This window comes from Paenibacillus stellifer (assembly GCF_000758685.1).
GTDB classification, from domain to species: Bacteria; Bacillota; Bacilli; order Paenibacillales; family Paenibacillaceae; genus Paenibacillus_AQ; species Paenibacillus_AQ stellifer.
Map to the genome: position 1 here is coordinate 1,902,638 of NZ_CP009286.1, position 18,182 is coordinate 1,920,819.

Sequence of the window (18,182 nt, forward strand, 5' to 3'; positions counted from 1 at the left end):
AGCAACTCAGGCTAAAAGCGCTCCGGTCCGCGAATGCGGCGCCGGAGCGCTTTTTTACACATTGGAATTGGAAGATTCAGTACCGGCTGTTCTCCTGCTCCGGACAACCTTCGTCCATATCCTCTTTGAACAGATTGGCTTCGTTGCCCCCATGGCTCTTGGAACGGTACATCGCAAGATCGGCTGCCCGAAGCAGCTCATTGATCGTGCTTCCATGCTCCGGATACAGGGATACCCCAATGCTCGCCGATGTGCGGAAGCTGGAGCCGTTAACCGCCCATGACTTGTTGAACAGCTGGAGCAGCTTGTCCAGGACATCATTCAGATTCTCGGGGGCGGAATTCAAATGCAGCACGACGGCGAACTCGTCGCCTCCAATCCGGAAGGCTTGTCCTAGCCCCTTCACCGACTGCTGAAGCTCGCCGGACAGCTGCTGGAGGAACTCGTCGCCGGCCAGATGTCCCAGCGTATCGTTCAGCTGCTTGAACCGGTCGCAATCCAGGAGCGCCAGTGCAAGCTTCGGCTTCGCGGGACCGTCCTGACCGATCAGATTCTCCATATACATTTTAAAATGCGCACGGTTCGGAATGGAGGTCAGATGGTCGTAGAATGCAAGCTTGTGCAGCCGTTCTTCATACTGCTTCCGCTGCGTAATCTCCCGGGATACCAGCATGAACTGGGCCGGGACGGCCTGATTGCCTCTGACCGGGGTAACTTTTGTCTCCATCCATACCCAGTGGCCATCGGCTCCTCTCATTCTCAGCTCTGCCATCCGGGGAGCGGTCTGAACGACACTTCGCAGCTTGGCCCAGGCAATTTCCGGCTCCCGGATGTAGGAGGCCAGAGGTTCCCCTTTCATGGGCACATAGCCGAGCGCCGAGAAATGCGACGGGGAAGCGTACAGAATGAGCCCGTTCGGATCGGTCAGAAGAATATAGTCGGATATCGTCTCTCCGATCAGCCTGTACATCGCCTGCTCCTCGCGCATTTCGCTTTGAAGCGAGAAAATCCGCCGGAACAAATACAGAATCAGAAGGAGAAGCAGGAATAATGCGAGCGTGTATACCGCGAATATCGCGCTCTTATGGCTGGAGAAGTCGCTCGTGACGAGCTCCGCATAGCTTCCGAACAGCTTCGCCGCTGCCTCCAGACTCTCGTGGGCTTCGTTCAGATTCCCGTTGTCCGGAGACAGAACGCCGTCTCCCTCGAAGTCCCCTGCCGACGCTTCGCTGTACAGCATTAGCCTCCGCACATCGTTCTGCCACAAATTAAGCGAATGGGTCGTATCGTGGAGCCGGGAGCCGATGTTCTGCAGCAGCTCTCTGCTCTTCGCATTCTCGTAGTAGGGCTTATCGTCTTCCAGACTCTGACTGACCGCGTTCACATTTTGCCAGACAAGAGCTAAATCCTCCTCGAACCGTTCTCTGTATTCCTTCTTCCGGCTGTCCGGAAGGGAAGCGCTGTATGCCGTTTGAAGCGATCTCGACGACTGTGACAGCGCCTTTTCCGCCTCAAGCACAAGAGCGGTGTTCCGGTAAATATTATGATACAGAGTCTCCGAGAACCGGTTGATTGTCAGATTCAAGTACATTATGGAGCAGATGCTTACGCCAATAAGCAGCAGCGTTATGGCGGCGAACATGGCGATCAATTTACGGGTTGCTCGGGTTTCGCTAAAGCCAGCCACTGTTTTCCTCTCCTTGCGAAGCATAGTATTAATGTATCAATCGTCATAGACTGACGGTCGGTCGGTAGCTTAAGCTGATGAAAACAAGAAAGGAGCGTTCAGGATGCCGATCCGGACCGTTAAGCCTGCGGAGGACCGAAAGAAGGAGATTATCGGCGCCGCCGGAAGGCTGTTCCAAACCAAAGGATATGTGAACACCACCGTTGAAGACGTCATACGTGAGACCGGGATTGCGAAAGGGACATTTTATTATCATTTTCCTTCCAAGGAGACTCTTCTGTGCTCTGTTCTGGAGACCAGGCTCGATGAACTGGAACGGAATGTTGTGCAGATTGCCGGCCATTCCGAATGGAATGCCGAGCAGAAGCTTCAGGAGACGCTTAAGGCCATCTTTGCCTCAGGTGAGGCGGACAGACAGAAGAACGGCGCAGGAGAATACGGGATTGACCCGATTGTTCATGTCAAGCTGACCCGGATGTTTCATCAGAAACTGGAGCCCTCGCTTGTACGAATCGTTGAGCAGGGGACCCAGGAAGGAGCATTTCACGTTCCTTATCCGCGTGAAGTGACCGTTCTTCTGCTGCACGGGATTACAGCCTATGTACAGGACCATCTGAGCATGCCGGACGATCAGGTCCTGTTCCGCCAGATGATGTCCGTCATTGATTATGTATTGAAAAGCACGCTTCATATTAATAATCATCCCGGGAATCCTCCTATTGGACCTTATTAAACCAATCAAGGTACCGACTAAACAAGAAAAGGAGAATTTGAAATGGCGCTTAACGGCGTACCGGACCGGCGCGTCCGGCGCATCGGCATTCGCAAGTCAGTTTCGCTGGCTTCCCTGGTTCTGCTTCCTGTAACACTGAATTATTTTTCTCCATATCTGATTATTGACGGCCTTTTTCATGGTGTATTGGCAGGAGCCTTTTTCGTTTGGGCGGGCTTTTTCCTGAGCGGCCTGATCGCAGGACGTGCGGCTTGCGCCTATATTTGTCCGTACGGCGGCCTTCAGACGGCGCTGGACGAATGGACGCATAAACCTTTGAGACCTATTACCCACTTGAAGCCCGTCCGATACGTGCTTGCCGTTATCTGGCTTGCTTTTATTTTGTATCCGCTGTTGAAATCGGCGGGAGTGCTTCAAGTGCAGCCGCTTTATTTGACGGAGGGCATCGTTTCAGTTGACAACTGGGGGAAAGCGGTGTTCATGGTTGTTCTTGTCGTACTGCTCTCCATTCTTCCTCTTCTCTTCGGAAAAAGAGCCACCTGCCACTATTTATGCCCGATGTCGATCTTGAATACGGCGGGAAGCAGGATCGGACGGCTGCTGCGCATCCCATCGCTGCGACTTAAGTCGGACTCGTCCAAATGCGTGTCCTGCGGCTCCTGCAGCCGGGCCTGCACGATGAGCCTGGATGTGAGGGAGATGGTGAAGAGCGGCAGGATGTACCATTCCGACTGCATTATGTGCGGAGCCTGCACGGAGGTGTGCCGGAGCGGGGCGGTGGTCCGCTGTTTCGGCAGACCGGGTAGCGAAGGCCGGCCCGCGCCGAACGGGGAGGAGCCAGAAGACGAACGCAAGCAGGCATAACGAAACCGCCCGCGGATACCGTACAAGTCCGCGGGCGGTTTTGTCATGATTATGAAAGGCAATGCCTATGCTCCCGGTCGGTTACTCGCTCCGGAGGGCATAGATCGGACGCATTCTCGCCGCCTTGTTGGCCGGCATCATTCCGAAGATAACACCGATCAGAAGCGAGAAGACGAAGGAGATGAGAACCATGTCCCAGGAGGTGGCTACGTTCATGGTCGTGTAGTTGCCGATCGCCCAGCTAGCTCCTAGACCGATTCCTACGCCGAGAAGACCCCCGAAGCCGCTAAGTACGACCGATTCGATCATGAACTGCATCAGAATGTTCATTTTCTTGGCACCGATCGCTTTGCGGATGCCGATCTCCCTTGTGCGTTCATTGACCGACACGATCATAATATTCATGATCCCGATGCCGCCGACGAAGAGCGAAATGCCTGCAATGCCGCCGAGTGCGAGGGAGAGGGTGTCGCTTGTGGAAGAGACGGTCTCCAGCATTTCCTGCGAGTCGAAGACGGAGAACGCACTGTCCGAATTGCTGAACTTCTGGTACAGCTGGGCTTCGATCATGTCTTTTACAGTAGTGACATTATCATCCGAGGTCGTGGCGATCGTTATGGAACGCACGCCTTTGCTCTGAAGGAACCGCTCCGCGGTCGAAATCGGAATCAGAATCGTCTCGTCGCTGGAGCCGCTGAGGCTTGAGCCCTTGGACTCCAGAAGTCCGACGATCAGGAAGCCGGTACCGTTGAGCTGAACTTTCTCCCCTACGGGGTTAACCCCTTCGCCAAACAGGGTCTCGGCTGTATCGCTCCCGATGAGCGCTACCTTTTGCCGGTATTCGGTATCGATATCGAGCAGCCAGCGGCCGGACTGGACATGAAAACTCTGGACTGATTCATATGCAGGGGTAACGCCCTGAACGGTTACGCTCGTATTTTCCGTGCCATATTTGGCTGTCACACTGCCTGAAATAACGGGGGATACATCCTTGACGCCTTCAATATCTCCGAGCGCGAGGGCTTCTTCATAAGTTAGCGACGTGGTGGCTCCGCGTCCCATAATGTTGACCGTCAGCAGATTCGTTCCGAGGGAGCTGAGCTGCTCCGTAATCTGCGAAGTCGTCCCTTTGCCCACCGATACGAGCGTGATGACGGAGGAGACCCCGATGATAATGCCCAGCATGGTCAGAAAAGCCCGCATCTTGCCGCTCAGAATGCTCTTGATCGCCATCTTCAGACTCTGATAGAACATCATCAGACATTCCTCCGATCTTCCACCAGATTTCCGTCCTGAATCCGGATAACCCGTTTGGCCTGCTGTGCGATGTCGAGGTCATGGGTGATCAGGATAATGGTGTGTCCTTGGCTGTTCAGCTCTTTGATCATCTGCATGACTTCCTTGCCCGTATGCGTATCCAGTGCGCCGGTCGGCTCATCCGCCAGCAGAATAGGCGGGGAACCAGCGAGCGCTCTGGCGATTGCCACCCGCTGCTGCTGGCCGCCCGACAGCTCGGAGGGCCGGTGGTCCATTCTTCCGTCCAGACCGACGCGAATCAGGGCCTGCATGGCGGCCTCTCTTCTCTCGCGATGGGACACTCCGCGATAAATCAAGGGAAGCTCGACGTTCTCAACCGCTGACAGCTTGGGCAGCAGGTTGAAGTTTTGAAAAATAAATCCGATCTTCTCATTGCGGATTTGCGCGAGCTTGTTATCGGACATCTTGCGAATTTCCTGTCCGTCCAGAAAATAATCACCCTCGGTTGCCACATCCAGGCAGCCGAGCATATTCATTATTGTGGATTTTCCCGAACCCGAGGGGCCGATAATCGCGACAAATTCGCCCATATCGATCGTAAAGGTCAAGCCTCTGAGAATGGTCATGGATTCGTTGGCCATCGTGTACCGGTGAATCAGATTCTCAACCCGGATGAGCGGCTGCGCAGTCGTCATCGGCTGCCGCCTCCCATCGGGCCTCCGCCGCCTCCACCGGCACCGCCGCCGCTGAATCCTCCTCCGCCGCCGCTGAAGCTGCCACCGCTGAAGCCACTGCCGCCGAAGCCGCCCTGCTGCTGGGCATTGTTCTGGGAGCTGGTATTGTTGGAAATAACCGTCGGGATGACGATGGTCTGCCCCTCGGTCAGGCCGCTCGCAATTTCAATGCGAGTCTCGTCGTGAATGCCGACCGTAACTTCAACCGATTCCTGAGCGGCAGTTGCCGAAACACCGCTCTGCTGGCCGGAACCGCTCTGTCTGCGTCCGATCCATCCCTCGCCGCTTGGCATTTCACCACCGGAAGGCATCTGACCTCCGCTTGGCATCTCGCCGCCCCCGGGCATTTGACCGCCACTTGGCATTTCGCCGCCGCTAGCTGCCGATTTGTCAGCAGCCGTTCCGTCAGCAGCCTTATCGCTTCTGGAGCCTGCCGCTCCTGACGCGCCGCCCGCCGATTGATCCTCCGCCAGTACGCTGACATAGTATTTGCCGTTCCGCTTCGTAACGGCTTCAATCGGGACAGTCAGAACATCGCTCTTCTCCTGCGTAGTAATGGAGACTTCAGCGGACATTCCGACCAGCACACCTTCGGACTTGTCGAGGCCGACCTGCACATCGAATAGCGAAACGCCGTTGGAGGACGTTCCTTCCTTGCCGATGTCGATTACTTTACCGGTAAAAGTCTGGTCTTCAAGGGCGTCCAGGGTAACAGTGGCCTTCTGTCCAAGCTTCACGCTTGGAACGTCCAGCTCGTCCACCTGAACGGTGATGGCAAGATGATCGTAATCCGTTATGGTGAACAGCTCGCCGCCGTTCTGGGCCTGTTCGCCGTCGGTAATGTTGACCGCGGTTATCGTACCGTCAATCGGGGCGACCAGCGGATCGTTCGGGACCATCTCTTCGTTGATCGAAGCGATGCTGTCCTGCTGGTCGGAAATGTCCTGCTCGGCATTTTCAATCGCTGTCTTGGCTGCATCCATCTCATCCTCGGAGGCCTGGTTCAGCGCCTGCATCTTGTAGTTCTCCTGCTTGTCGCGCAGTGTCTTCTCCAGATTCTTAAGATTCGCCTCTGCCTTCTTCAGCTCGTCCTCATGGTCGGCCGGAGCAAAGGTCAGCAGCACATCGCCTTTCTTCACGACATCTCCTTTGGCTACCTTGACCTGATCCACTTCGCCGGCTTCCTTGGTGCGTACCGTCTCGCTGTTGATGGCGGAGACGGAGCCCGATCCGCTCACGCTGACGACAATATCTCCTTTGGTCACCGTCGCCGTATTGAGCCGGGCGGCAGTGGCTTCATTGTTCTTCTCCGGCCAGAACATATAGCCCAGTATTCCCGCAATCGCGAGCAGCGCGACACCGGAAGTCAGAATGATTCTCTTCTTCTTCACTTTCTAGCCTCCACCCTGTTATAAATTCATTATGCTCCCCGATTTATTCTTCGCTAGTTCCGGTGTCGCTGCCGGTTTTGTCCGCTCCGCCTGAAGACGAGGTAGTGAGCACGGTAACGTAATCGATGGAATAATTCCGGTAAGCAAGCTCAATCCGCTGGCCCTGGTATTCGTCAAACAGCGTAATCCGGTAGGTTCCGCCGCCCAGCGATTTATACAAGCTGCTGTTAAAGGTGGCTGAGTACACATTATTCGTTCCGGCTGTCAAATCGGTTTCGGGCGTAAGAGTCTTCTCGAAGATTTGCCCGTACGGATCGGTAAACTGCATGATCAGCTTGTGATCAAAGGTTCCGTAGTCATAAACGGCGTCTTCGGTCAGGGAGTATTTGATCTCAAGATTAATGGAAGTTATATTCTGGTTGAGAGATCCGGTGGAGTTGATAACATTCAGATTGTACGGGAACAGCGCCACATCGCTCAGCGCAGTAAGAGGCTCTATGCTCGCCACTGTAAGCGGGATAGCGTTTACGTTAATATAGCCCGTCGCTTCCGTACCTGCTGCCGCCAGAGCACCATCTTTAACGCTCTGTCCTACATACAGCTGCAGGCCGGTTGTATCGACCGAAACCGGGATTTTGCCGGTGAACGTAACGAGTGTTTTGCCCCCCGGACTGGTTGCCGCAGTTGCCTGGTTGACCGTTGCTTCATAATATCCGCCGTCCGCTGTCTTGAAATAGCCGGTGAGGCGGGACAGATCGGTCTGGCGAACCTCCTCGTTGGTCAAGACTATTTCGGAGTAGATTACATTGGTCCGGGTCCCCGGATAGACCTTCGTTGTCAGCTCCTGGACGCTGGATTTTTTGCCCGGAGTCGTGATTTCGTAGGCCTCTCCAGCAGTAATGGGAGTTATGCTCTTGACGGGAGCGCTTGTCGTAGTCAGAGACAGGAACGCTGCCGAATCCGCTTTTGTATTGAGAATGACCTTGATCTGACTGATGTCGACCGAATAAGCGATGTCTGCAAGCACATACAGGGAGACGCTGTCTCCGGAAGCTAGAGTCGTCTTGCCATCAGGGTTAACCAGCTGTGTGGACGCGGTAAGGTCATTGCGGTCGGCCTTGATGATGCCGGTCAAGTCGGGCAGGGTAACCGTGCCGGATGAAGTATTGCGGATATTGAGCTTGGCGACGATGGCGTCCTTATCTCCCCAAGGCAGGCGCTGCAGGGAGGCCAGGCTGTATGTGAAGCTGCCGTAGTTGTTCTTGACCGTGTATTCCGAACCCTGGATCGTGTTAGTCTGCAGCGAGTAGGGGATGTTGAAGTAGGCGATCGGAAGATTGACGGTTGTTGAAGTGCCGGCGCTGCTGCTCGAACCTGATGTTCCGCTGCTGTTTGAAGAGCTGCCGGAAGTTCCGCCGGTTGTGGACCCGCCGCTGGCACCCGTTCCTGAGCCTTGGGAGCCGGAGTTCGCAGATGCGCTAGACGAAGAAGTTCCGGAGCTGCCGGACGAGCTGGTAGACGTATTGGTAGATGAGCTGGTAGACGAGCTGCCTGAGGAGCTAGCCGATGCATCGTCAGCGGTAGCAAGCTGTATCTTCAGCTTGCTTTGATCCATTTTCAGCGGAACCGATACTGTGAATGACAGGACATTCTCTTCAAGCGGCTTAAGAGTCAGACCGGCTAAAGCGCTGGAATCAATCGGGAACAAATAACCCTCCGACGATTTGACTGCAAGCTCGTAATCCGGAAGAGTCACGGAGCGGCTGCCCGCGTTCTTGATATGGAACTGAAGATTCCATACGCCATTGTCGTTATCCGCATATACATCGGCGGACTGAAGCTGCATATCAACCCCGGTTCCGTCCACGGTCAGCCGCTTGGTTGCGTAATTCTGAACGATCAGGTTGGCGCTGGCGCCTGCCGGAAGCTCGAAGGAGACAACTGGAAGATAGACATTAAGCGTGCTGTCCAGCTTGACCGCCTGAAGCGACATTCCGCTCGTCTTCATACCGGCAGGAATCTCCGCCAGATAGTATACGGTTTCTTTTTCGCCCGGCTGAATTTCATAATTTTTGCTATCCTGGTCAAGAGACAGCTTGAAGATCGAGCCGCCCGATGATTTCAAATACAGGGTGTACCCAGGGTCGGTCAGCGCCTGATTGCCCAAATTCCGGATCGCGACCGCAACTTTTGCATATAATTTGCCGTTATAAGAGTAGGTCTGCAGATTGCCGGCTATGAGGTTAGCGGGCAGGCTTCCCCATGTGAGCTTTTTGCTCTCCCCCTGAAGCGCAGATACTGAGAAGTGGGCAGGTACACTAAAGGTCCCGATGCGCTGCTCGAAGCCTGCGAGACTGAAATTCCAGCCGAACATCTGGATTTTGAGGCCGCCCGCCGATGTAACGCTTCCCGCATTTACATAATATGTAAGGGTCTGGCTGGATTTTGCGGCAACTTTTTTCTTGGAGACATCCGTAGTTACTGGCGCGCCTTTGATAACAGAGCCTCCGGGCGTTACTACTTTGGAGAAGTAGTCGGCCAGGCTGACGCTGCTGCCGCTAGTGTTCGTATAGGTCAGCGTGTAGGTGAGGATATTCCCCCCGTCCTGGGGAAACAGATTGACGTTGTCCAGCTTCACGGTGAAGCCCGCGCCTAGTGCGATGGAGCTGAGTTTGGAGAGCGATGAGGTCTTGACGGAGGCCGCTGTTACGGCTGTGCCGGTTTGGGCGGCATAGACGGTAGGTCCGCCGGGTCCCGCGAGCTGCGTGACGGCAAAGGTGCTGAGCAAAAGCATGACGTATGTCTTGTGGCGAATCTTCATTAACTTCCCTCCTATAAAAGTTCCCCTTGCTTAGAGAGACGGCCCTGCGGCCGCTTTTGGGCTCTAAAGTCCTTATCTTAAAGTAGCAAAGCTAACTGAGCGTTGCCTTAATAGAAAATGAGATGTATCTGAGAGTTCGCTTAATGTTTTATGGAATCGCGACCCATTTTTTCTTGTTATCGCTAAACTAACGCCTGCCCTTGCCAAAAAAATGCGCATTGCATATAATAAAAAGATGTTACAGAGCCTGACCATAACCAACGCGACGATGGAGAAGAGTACGCAGCGCCTGACCCACAGGGAGGATACGCCGAAGATTGAGAGCGTAGCCGGGCATAACGGGCTGCCGAAGTTCGCTCCGGAGCAGTTCCTTGAACGTTAGGGCCGCTTGGCCCCTTACCCAGTAGAGGATACCGGCCGCAGACCGTTATTTCTGCGTAGAGTGAGTCACTAGGATTCCGTGTTCTTCGGCGTGCCGGAGGAAGCGGAGCTTTTGGCTTAACAAGGGTGGTACCGCGGTCTTTTCGTCCCTTATGGGAGAAAAGGCTTTTTTTGTGTGAAAATGCACGGGTTCACGAGTGTTTTCATGGGGGGGGGGTCCCCCAAAAAGTAATCGGAATTCGCTTCGAAGCATCACGTCACTTTTGGGGGAAATATCATGCGGGGGGTCCCCCAAAAAGTAATCGGAATTATACCAATGAAGTAAAGGAGGCTGTTGCAAGCCATGAAGGAAAAGCTTGAAGCATTGAAGAATGAAGCGCTGGCGAAGCTGCAGACAGTGCAGGACCCAGGGACGCTGAATGATCTGCGGGTGAAATATCTCGGCAAGAAAGGGGAGCTGACCGAGGTTCTCCGCGGCATGGGAGCGCTCAGCGCAGAGGATCGCCCGGTGATCGGGCAGGTGGCCAACACGGTACGGGGCGCAATCGAAGAGATTATTGCCCGCAAGCAGGAGGCCTTCCAGGAGCAGGAGACGCTGGCGCGTCTGCAAGCGGAGAAGGTCGATGTTACGCTTCCCGGACGCAAGCTGCCGCAGGGCGGCATTCATCCGCTGACCCGGGTCATCCAGGAGATCGAGGACATCTTCGTAGGGATGGGCTACCATGTGGCGGAAGGCCCGGAGGTAGAGACGGATTACTTCAACTTTGAGGCGCTGAATCTGCCGAAGAACCATCCGGCCCGCGACATGCAGGATTCCTTCTATCTGACGGAAGAGCTGCTTATGCGCACCCAGACCTCTCCGGTACAGGTCCGCACCATGCAGGCAATGAAGGGTGAAGTTCCGGTCAAAATCATTTGCCCCGGACGGGTATTCCGCCGCGACGACGACGACGCCACCCATTCGTTCCAGTTCCACCAGATCGAAGGTCTGGTGATCGGACCGAATATCCGGATGAGCGACCTGAAGGGTACATTGCAGCAGTTCGTGAAGGAAATGTTCGGTCCGAACACGGGCATCCGCCTGCGTCCGAGCTTCTTCCCGTTCACCGAGCCGAGTGTTGAGGTTGACGTCAGCTGCTTCAAATGCGGCGGACACGGCTGCCGGCTGTGCAAGCAATCCGGCTGGCTGGAAATTCTTGGCGCGGGCATGGTTCATCCGCGTGTGCTGGAAATGGGCGGCTACGATCCCGAGAAGTACAGCGGTTTCGCCTTCGGCATGGGTGCGGAGCGGATCGCGATGCTGAAATACGGCATTGACGATATCCGGAATTTCTACCTGAACGACATGGGCTTCGTCAAGCAGTTCAGAGGGGTATAACGCCTTTTTCATCGAAAATGAACAATAAATAAGGAAGTGAGCGGACATGAAAGTATCGACCGGCTGGCTGGCCGATTATATATCGCTGGAAGGCATCGCCGCCGAAGAACTGGCGGAACGTATTACGGATGCGGGTATTGAAATCGACGGCGTGGAGCGCCGCAACAAGGGACTGTCCGGGATTGTGACCGGATTCGTCAAATCGAAGGAGAAGCATCCTGATGCGGATAAGCTGAACGTCTGTATCGTGGACGCCGGACAGGGCGAGGATCTGCAGATCGTCTGCGGCGCGAAGAACGTGGCTGCGGGCCAGAAGGTTCCCGTCGCTCTTGTGGGCGCCAAGCTTCCGGGGCTCGAGATCAAGAAAGCGAAGCTGCGCGGCGTCTTGTCTCAAGGCATGATCTGCTCCGCCAAAGAGCTGGGCTTGAATGACAAGCTGCTGCCGAAGGAGCTGCAAGAAGGCATTCTGGTGCTTCCCGAAGATACGGAAATCGGCCAGGACATCACCAAGGTTCTTGGACTGAACGACGAGATTCTGGAATTCGATCTGACTCCGAACCGTTCCGACTGTCTCAGCATGATCGGGGCAGCTTACGAGACCAGCGCCATTCTGGGACGCGAGCTTACTCTGCCGAAACCGGAGCGGGATATCATTGAAATTACCGGACCGGCAGCCGATGCCGTCTCCGTCAGCATTGAGAATGAGGAACACTGCAAGCATTACACCGCCCGCTACATTGCGAATGTGAAGCCGGCTCCGTCCCCGCTCTGGATGCAGAACCGTCTGATGGCCGCAGGCGTGCGCCCGATCAACAACATCGTGGATATTACGAACTACGTCATGCTGGAGTACGGTCAACCGCTGCACGCTTTTGACGCCGACCGGCTGGAAGGCGGAACACTTCGGGTCCGTCTTGCCCACGAGGGAGAGATTCTGACTACTCTGGACGGACAGGAACGCAAGCTTGAGCCGCATATGCTGGTCATCGCCGACAGCACTAAAGCTGTAGCCCTTGCAGGTGTCATGGGCGGTCTTAACTCCGAGGTGACCGATGCGACGGTCAATATCGTACTGGAATCCGCCCGCTTCGATGGCGGCACGGTCCGCAGAACGTCCCGTCAGCTTGGCCTCCGCTCGGAAGCCTCGCTGCGGTTCGAGAAGGAAGTCGATCCGCACTCCGTCATCCCTGCACTTAACCGGGCCGCTGCACTGCTTAGCCGCTACGCGGGCGGCACCATCCATGCTGGCATCGTGCAGGCCGGGACGGCTGACGTTCCAAATCGTATCATCAAGCTGTCCCTCGATAAGCTGAACAGCCGGCTCGGCACAGATCTGTCGCTGCTGGAAGTGAAGACGCTGTTCGCCCGGCTGCATTTCTCCTGCGGCGACGCGGAGCAGGGGCTGCTTGAGGTCTGCGTGCCGACCCGCCGCGGTGATGTCACCCTGGAGGTTGATCTGTTCGAGGAGGTTGCCCGCCTGTACGGCTACGACAACATCCCGACCACGCCGATCGAAGGTCCGACGACACCGGGCGGCCTGAACCGGGCGCAGGCGCTTCGCCGCGGCCTGAGAAGACTGCTGGCGGATGGGGGCTATCAGGAAGTGATGGGCTATTCCTTCATCCAGCCGGAACGGAGCACCTTGTTCACGGCTCTCACGGGCGCCGGCCATGCTGTGAAGCTGGCGATGCCGATGAGCGAAGACCGCAGTGTGCTGCGCACCAGCCTGATTCCGCAGCTGCTGGATATCGCCGAATACAATGCAAAACGCCGCCAGAGCGATCTGGCGCTGTTCGAAATCGGCAGCGTGTTCGTGACGGAGGAAGAGCAGCTGACTCGTCAGCCGCGCGAATTCCAGACGCTTGGTCTTCTGCTGACGGGCAGCCGCGCCGCGAAGCAGTGGAACATTGCGGCTGAGCCGGTCGACTTCTTCGATCTGAAAGGTGCGCTGGAATCCGTGTTCGCTTATTTGGGGCTGGAGCGTGAAGTTGTGTTCGAGGGCGACGCCCCTGAAGGCTATCATCCCGGACGTTCCGCTTCCCTGTACCTGAACACGGCAGCAGGGCGAGTCAAGCTGGGAACGCTTGGACAGATTCACCCCGAACTTCAGCGGAAGCAGGATTTGGAAGATACCTACGCAGCTGAAATTGTGCTGGAGCCGCTGTATCAGGCGGCCCGGACGTCTATTCAATTCCAGGAGCTTCCGCGTTTCCCGGGAATCGAGCGCGACATTGCGATTGTCGTCGATTCGGAGATTCCCGCCAGCCGCCTGCTGGAGACTATCCGGGAGAACGGAGGCAGCCTGCTTCAGTCCACGCAAATCTTTGACGTCTATACGGGCGGCAAAATGGAGAGCGGCAAGAAGAGCGTCGCTATCTCCCTGCTGTACCGTCACACCGAGCATACGCTGACCGACGAAGAGGCCTCGGAGGCTCACGGCAAGGTGCTTGAAGCGCTCCAGCAAACTTTTGGCGCGAACTTGAGAAAGTAGCAGGAATTGCGCAAAGCCGCAGCGAATCCAATTAGAAACCTGGATTCGCCGCGGCTTATTTTCTATTAAGGTGGAAGTGGGCCGGGGGATAAGGGAATGGGAATTTTGCTTATTGCACCTTAATGAAGCTACAATAGAGACTATGATACAGCCTAGAATCCGCATACTGACAAAGGAGGGCACAACTGTGGCAATGGACCGGACCCGTGTCGCCGTGGAGATTTACGGCACTTCCTATAAACTGGTTGGAAGCAGTACTGAATATATGAAACAGGTTGCCCGCTATGTGGATGAGCATATGCGGACGATTTCGAAATCCCATACACGTCTTGATACACCGCGAATTGCCGTATTGGCGGCCGTTCATATGGCCGAGCAGGCGATTCAGGCCCAGGATTTGAGGAACGAGCTGAACATGCTGACGGGCGAGCGCAGCGAGCTGCGCGCCGAGGTGGCACGCCTCGTCGAGAGCCAGAAGCTTCAGCAGGAGAAGCTGGAGAAGTCATCCGCCTCTTTCAAGGAAGAGAAGGCTGGCCTCCTGGCAGCGGCCGAGGAAGAGCGGTCCCGTCTCCTGGCAGCGGCGGGCGAAGAGAAGGCGCGCATTCTGGCGGCTGCGGAAGAAGAGAGATCCCGCCTCCTGGCAGAGACCGAGGCGGAACGCGTCCGCCACCTGGAGGAGCGGGAGCAGGAGCGCTCGGCTCATGCAGAGCTTCTCCGTCAGGCGGAGGAGAGTGCCGCAGCGATCCGGCACGAGCTGGAGGAGGAGCTGGGCCGCCGCTCCGAGGAGATGCTGGAGCTGCGCGCGGAGCATGAGCGCGGGCTTGCGGAAGTGCGGAATAGCCTCCTGAAAGAGCTGGAGCAGGCGGAGGCGCTAAGGAAGCAGCAGGTCGAGGAGCTGACGGCTGCCCGCAGCCGGGAACTGGAGGAGCTTCGCACGGCACATGCAGCAGAGCTGGAAGTGCTCCGGACAGCGCATGCAGCAGAGCTGGAAGAGCTCAGAACGGCGCATGGGGCGGAGCTGGAAGAGCTCCGCACAACGTACGGAGCAGAACTGGAAGAGCTCCGGACGGCGCATGGGGCAGAGCTGGAAGCGCATGCCGCCGAGCTGGCGGGGGTGAAGAGCCAACTGGAGCAGGAGCTGGCGGATACGAAGTCCCGGTTGACCCTGGAGCTCGCCGACACCAGAGCGTCTCTGACCGTGCAGATGACCGAAGCGACCTCCGCTCTCGAGAAGGAGCTTGGCCGCGAACGCGAAGCGCTGCAGCGGGAGCTGGCGAAGAACAAGGATCTCAGACAGAGCCTTGGCAATCAGGAGAACCGCCACAAGCTGAGCATTCAGGATTCGGAGAAGCAGATCGGCGAGCTGCGCGGAACAGTCTCGCAGCTTCAATCCAGGCTGCGGGCCGAAGAAGCGGGCTTCAAATCGGAGCGCGAGGCCCGCACCGTGCTTCAGGCGCAGCATGATGAATTGAAGCTGCGCGAGGAGCAGCTTAGTGAGGAGCTGCAGTCGGTCAGCGGTCTGGCCGAAACGCTGCAGCAGGAGCTTGCAGAGCTGCGACTGTCCTACGAGCAGGCGAGCAGCCAGACAGATGGGCTTCGAGAGTCGCTGGAGGCGGCCACCCGGCTGCTTCAGCAATCGCAGGAGGAGCTGGCGAAGATGTCGGCCGAGCATGCCGAATGGATGAAGCTTGCCGTCTCGCGGCAGGATGAAATCGGCTTGCTGGAGACCGGCCTCCTGGAATCCGAAGAGAAGCTGGAGGCGGCCCGGCGGGAGCTTGCCGGACTTGTCGTCCGGTGCGAAGAGCTCACCGCTGCCATGGAGAGCGAAGCTTCCTTGCGGCAGCAGGCGGAGGATGCGGTGGACTCGCTCCGTGCCGGACGGGATGAAGCTGCAAGCGCGCTCGAGTCGCTGCAGGAGCGGTACGAGGATATGATCGGGCAGTACGACGAGGTGCTGCAGGATGGCGAACGGCTGCAGGAACGCTGCCGCCTTCTGGAAGAGGAAGCGGAGGAAGCCGCGCTCCGGCTCGAAGAACTGTCGGAAGCAGCGCGGGAGGCCGCTTCCACCACGGAGCTTCAGCAGGAGCAGCTGAACGAAGCGAAGCAGTACGGCGATTCCTGGAGAGCGAAGTTCGAGGAACTGAAGAATGCCCAGCAGCAGTGGAGCGAGACCGAGGCGAAGCTGCGCGAGGAGCTCGAACTGTGGCAGCAGGAGGCTGAGGAAGGCGAGCGCGTCCGTGAATCGCTGAGCAGCGAACGCGGCGACGCTCTCCGGCAAGTAGAGGAGATCGGCCAGAGCTACGAGATGGCCCAAGGACAGCTCCGGCTGCTTCAAGCGGAGTTTGAGCTCCGGCAGAATGAGCTGGACCGCGTAACGCAGGAACATCAGAAGCTTCAGGCGGAGTATGCCAAGCTGCAAATTGAGTACAACGAGTGGATTCAACTGATCGAGCAAGACAGCTGACCCCGCTGGGCCGACGAACTTCGTAAGGCGGCACAATAAGGGGAGTAGACTTTACCGATTTCAGGCAGCACGATCGCTTGTATGGCGGAGTGCTGTCTTTTTGTTGCGGCATGTTGCGGTATGCTGCGGCATATCGGCGACAGCTGAGGCGGTGTAATCAGCATATCTGCTTCCAGATCCTCCAGCTTTTGCATCGCAGCCCTTCTAAATCAATCAAAAGCAATCAAAAAACGCTCATTCCAGACCCTTATTCCGGAAAAAGCGGATGCAAAAAAGCTTTTAATTCATTATAATAAATTACAATAATTAGACTTGTGATTATGAAAATCAAGCTTAGAAGTAGGGGATTCATATTAGCGGAGCTGTTGGTTTGCTGAATTCGGAGGTCTGGCACCGAAGAATATTAAATGTATACTGGACGCTGGCCGGCATTATACTTGCTGGCCAGATTCTTAGCGTGCGCCTTCAGCTCAAACTGGCGCATGAATTTGCCGTCTCCGACATGAACAGGACACTCGTCTTTATCTGTTATTTTATCGTTCTGATCTGCTTGATTGCAGGCGAGGTCTGGCAGCGCGCGAAGCTGAAATATCAGCAGCAGGCTGTTGTCGTATGCGGATTCATTGTATCCTATTTGCTGTATTTCATCGCCGAACCGTTCGTTGACGGAGCCCAGATGTCGCTGATGATGCCTCTCATGGCTTCGCTTATATATTTTAACCGCCGGCTGCTCTTCATTATCGGAGGGCTGAATTCCCTGATCTATGCCGCCATTTATTTTGCACTGGAACGAATTCATCTCGGCAAACCTCTGCTTGACTTTCTGCTGATGGAGGTTATTTTTGGAGGCTTTGTCGTAATGGGACTCGGTATTATTGTGAGAGCCCATGAAACGAGCGAGCATCTGGAGCAGTTGACCCAATCGGAGCAGGGGCTGCTGGTCGATCGGGCGATTGCCGACAAGCTGCTCAAAATAGATGCCCTTACGGGTCTGTACAATCATAAAACGTTTCATGAATATCTGGACTCGCTGCTCGAACAGTGTGAGACGAACGGGCTGCGGCTGCAGCTGGCTCTTCTGGATATCGACAACTTCAAGCAGGTTAACGATACGTATGGCCATTGGATCGGCGATATCGTCCTGAAGGAAGTTGCGGCCAAAATTTCGGAGAAGATCGGTCTTAATGATTTTGCCGCCAGATACGGGGGGGAAGAGTTCGCGATCATCTTTACGGACAGGAGCCCGGCCGAAGCCTTTGCGCTTGTTGAGGAGCTTCGCCTTGCCATTGCATCGATGGAGCATCACTATGCGGGAGACAAGCCGATTACGATCAGCATTGGTCTGTGCTCCTACTACATCCGCAGCGGCAAGGAGCTTCTGTTCCGCAAGACGGACGACGCCCTGTATCTCGCGAAGCGCAGCGGCAAGAACCAGGTTATTATTTGTGAGGAAAAAAAGCCGGCCTGACCACTTGCTCATATCCGATTCGGCAAAAAGCCGCCCGTTCGCATATCATGCCGGGCGGCTTTTGCCTTGATCCATATTACTTGGCGGCGTCGAACGGTGTGGGAACCGGCAGGAACAGATCGATGATCCCGATGACCAGCGCGGCCAGAATGGCCCCGATGATCGATACGCTGACTCCTGCGACGATAAACTGTGCTAGCCAGATGACAAGGGCGCTGACGATAAAGCCGACGATACCGCGGCCGAACGGCGTCGTCTTCTTGCCAAATATGCCTTCAACAACCCAGCCGAGAAGCGCGATGACCAAGGCGAGCATCAGAGCGCTCCAAAAGCCGCCGATGGTGAAGTTCGGTACGATCCAGCCTACGACAAGCAGAACCAGCGCGGACACGATGAACCGGACGACATGACCCAAAAATCTCACTGAAAGGCCTCCTTTGCTGTTACCTCAAGTATACGTGCCCCTGTATTGTACACAGAAACCTGTCTTGTTATGTTGGCAAAAGACCCCCA

At 56.0% G+C, this 18,182-nt stretch carries 13 protein-coding genes; 7 read left to right on the forward strand and 6 right to left on the reverse strand.

All coding sequences use genetic code 11. The features are described 5' to 3' along the window. Nucleotides 1-76 precede the first annotated feature (76 nt). Complete coding sequence (locus tag PSTEL_RS26115; RefSeq protein ID WP_052098288.1) at nucleotides 77-1,687, reverse strand: diguanylate cyclase domain-containing protein; 1,611 nt, start codon at nucleotides 1,685-1,687, stop codon at nucleotides 77-79. Between the two features lie 103 nt (nucleotides 1,688-1,790). Between PSTEL_RS26115 and PSTEL_RS08485 the strand changes: the two genes are divergently transcribed. Further along, entirely contained in the window at nucleotides 1,791-2,420 is a 630-nt protein-coding gene (locus PSTEL_RS08485; protein WP_038694647.1) for a TetR/AcrR family transcriptional regulator, read from the forward strand. Between the two features lie 42 nt (nucleotides 2,421-2,462). Continuing rightward, nucleotides 2,463-3,284, forward strand: coding sequence for a 4Fe-4S binding protein (locus PSTEL_RS08490; protein WP_038694648.1), 822 nt, complete (start codon nucleotides 2,463-2,465; stop codon nucleotides 3,282-3,284). An 81-nt stretch (nucleotides 3,285-3,365) separates the two neighbouring features. On the opposite strand, the gene PSTEL_RS08495 is transcribed toward PSTEL_RS08490, so the two are convergent. Genes PSTEL_RS08495 through PSTEL_RS08510 form a run of 4 tightly spaced genes read right to left on the reverse strand, consistent with a single transcriptional unit; the run spans nucleotide 3,366 to nucleotide 9,487 of the window. Then, a complete protein-coding gene (locus tag PSTEL_RS08495; RefSeq protein ID WP_038694649.1) occupies nucleotides 3,366-4,541 on the reverse strand; it encodes an ABC transporter permease in 1,176 nt (391 codons plus the stop codon). After that, on the reverse strand, nucleotides 4,541-5,236 hold the full coding sequence (locus PSTEL_RS08500) for an ABC transporter ATP-binding protein (RefSeq protein WP_038694650.1): 696 nt from the start codon (nucleotides 5,234-5,236) through the stop codon (nucleotides 4,541-4,543). Before PSTEL_RS08500 ends, PSTEL_RS08495 begins: the two co-directional genes overlap by 1 nt. Then, a complete protein-coding gene (locus PSTEL_RS26120) occupies nucleotides 5,233-6,666 on the reverse strand; it encodes an efflux RND transporter periplasmic adaptor subunit (RefSeq protein ID WP_052098289.1) in 1,434 nt (477 codons plus the stop codon). Before PSTEL_RS26120 ends, PSTEL_RS08500 begins: the two co-directional genes overlap by 4 nt. 43 nt (nucleotides 6,667-6,709) lie before the next feature. Continuing rightward, nucleotides 6,710-9,487 (reverse strand): hypothetical protein, encoded by a 2,778-nt coding sequence (locus PSTEL_RS08510; protein ID WP_052098290.1) that lies wholly within the window; start codon nucleotides 9,485-9,487, stop codon nucleotides 6,710-6,712. A gap of 235 nt (nucleotides 9,488-9,722) precedes the next feature. Between PSTEL_RS08510 and PSTEL_RS27540 the strand changes: the two genes are divergently transcribed. The 5 genes from PSTEL_RS27540 (at nucleotide 9,723) to PSTEL_RS26125 (ending at nucleotide 17,669) form a co-directional block, all read left to right on the forward strand. Continuing rightward, complete coding sequence (locus PSTEL_RS27540) at nucleotides 9,723-9,869, forward strand: hypothetical protein (RefSeq protein ID WP_156995826.1); 147 nt, start codon at nucleotides 9,723-9,725, stop codon at nucleotides 9,867-9,869. Nucleotides 9,870-10,211: 342 nt separating this feature from the next. Then, nucleotides 10,212-11,246 (forward strand): phenylalanine--tRNA ligase subunit alpha, encoded by a 1,035-nt coding sequence (gene pheS, locus PSTEL_RS08515; protein WP_038694651.1) that lies wholly within the window; start codon nucleotides 10,212-10,214, stop codon nucleotides 11,244-11,246. Between the two features lie 46 nt (nucleotides 11,247-11,292). Continuing rightward, nucleotides 11,293-13,737 (forward strand): phenylalanine--tRNA ligase subunit beta, encoded by a 2,445-nt coding sequence (gene pheT / locus PSTEL_RS08520; RefSeq protein ID WP_038694652.1) that lies wholly within the window; start codon nucleotides 11,293-11,295, stop codon nucleotides 13,735-13,737. A gap of 193 nt (nucleotides 13,738-13,930) precedes the next feature. Next, on the forward strand, nucleotides 13,931-16,201 hold the full coding sequence (gene zapA / locus PSTEL_RS08525) for a cell division protein ZapA (protein WP_245625179.1): 2,271 nt from the start codon (nucleotides 13,931-13,933) through the stop codon (nucleotides 16,199-16,201). A 370-nt stretch (nucleotides 16,202-16,571) separates the two neighbouring features. Further along, nucleotides 16,572-17,669: a GGDEF domain-containing protein gene (locus PSTEL_RS26125; RefSeq protein WP_052098291.1), complete on the forward strand. Its 1,098-nt coding sequence runs from the start codon at nucleotides 16,572-16,574 to the stop codon at nucleotides 17,667-17,669. Between the two features lie 76 nt (nucleotides 17,670-17,745). On the opposite strand, the gene PSTEL_RS08535 is transcribed toward PSTEL_RS26125, so the two are convergent. Further along, complete coding sequence (locus PSTEL_RS08535) at nucleotides 17,746-18,093, reverse strand: phage holin family protein (RefSeq protein ID WP_038694654.1); 348 nt, start codon at nucleotides 18,091-18,093, stop codon at nucleotides 17,746-17,748. Nucleotides 18,094-18,182 lie beyond the last annotated feature (89 nt).

Bases quoted from the DNA above. Each gene is read 5' to 3' on its own strand.
- PSTEL_RS08485 (WP_038694647.1), top strand. From the start codon at position 1,791: ATGCCGATCCGGACCGTTAAGCCTGCGGAGGACCGAAAGAAGGAGATT.
- PSTEL_RS08490 (WP_038694648.1), top strand. From the start codon at position 2,463: ATGGCGCTTAACGGCGTACCGGACCGGCGCGTCCGGCGCATCGGCATT.
- PSTEL_RS08495 (WP_038694649.1), bottom strand. From the start codon at position 4,541: ATGATGTTCTATCAGAGTCTGAAGATGGCGATCAAGAGCATTCTGAGC.
- PSTEL_RS08500 (WP_038694650.1), bottom strand. From the start codon at position 5,236: ATGACGACTGCGCAGCCGCTCATCCGGGTTGAGAATCTGATTCACCGG.
- PSTEL_RS08510 (WP_052098290.1), bottom strand. From the start codon at position 9,487: ATGAAGATTCGCCACAAGACATACGTCATGCTTTTGCTCAGCACCTTT.
- PSTEL_RS27540 (WP_156995826.1), top strand. From the start codon at position 9,723: ATGTTACAGAGCCTGACCATAACCAACGCGACGATGGAGAAGAGTACG.
- pheS (WP_038694651.1), top strand. From the start codon at position 10,212: ATGAAGGAAAAGCTTGAAGCATTGAAGAATGAAGCGCTGGCGAAGCTG.
- pheT (WP_038694652.1), top strand. From the start codon at position 11,293: ATGAAAGTATCGACCGGCTGGCTGGCCGATTATATATCGCTGGAAGGC.
- zapA (WP_245625179.1), top strand. From the start codon at position 13,931: ATGGACCGGACCCGTGTCGCCGTGGAGATTTACGGCACTTCCTATAAA.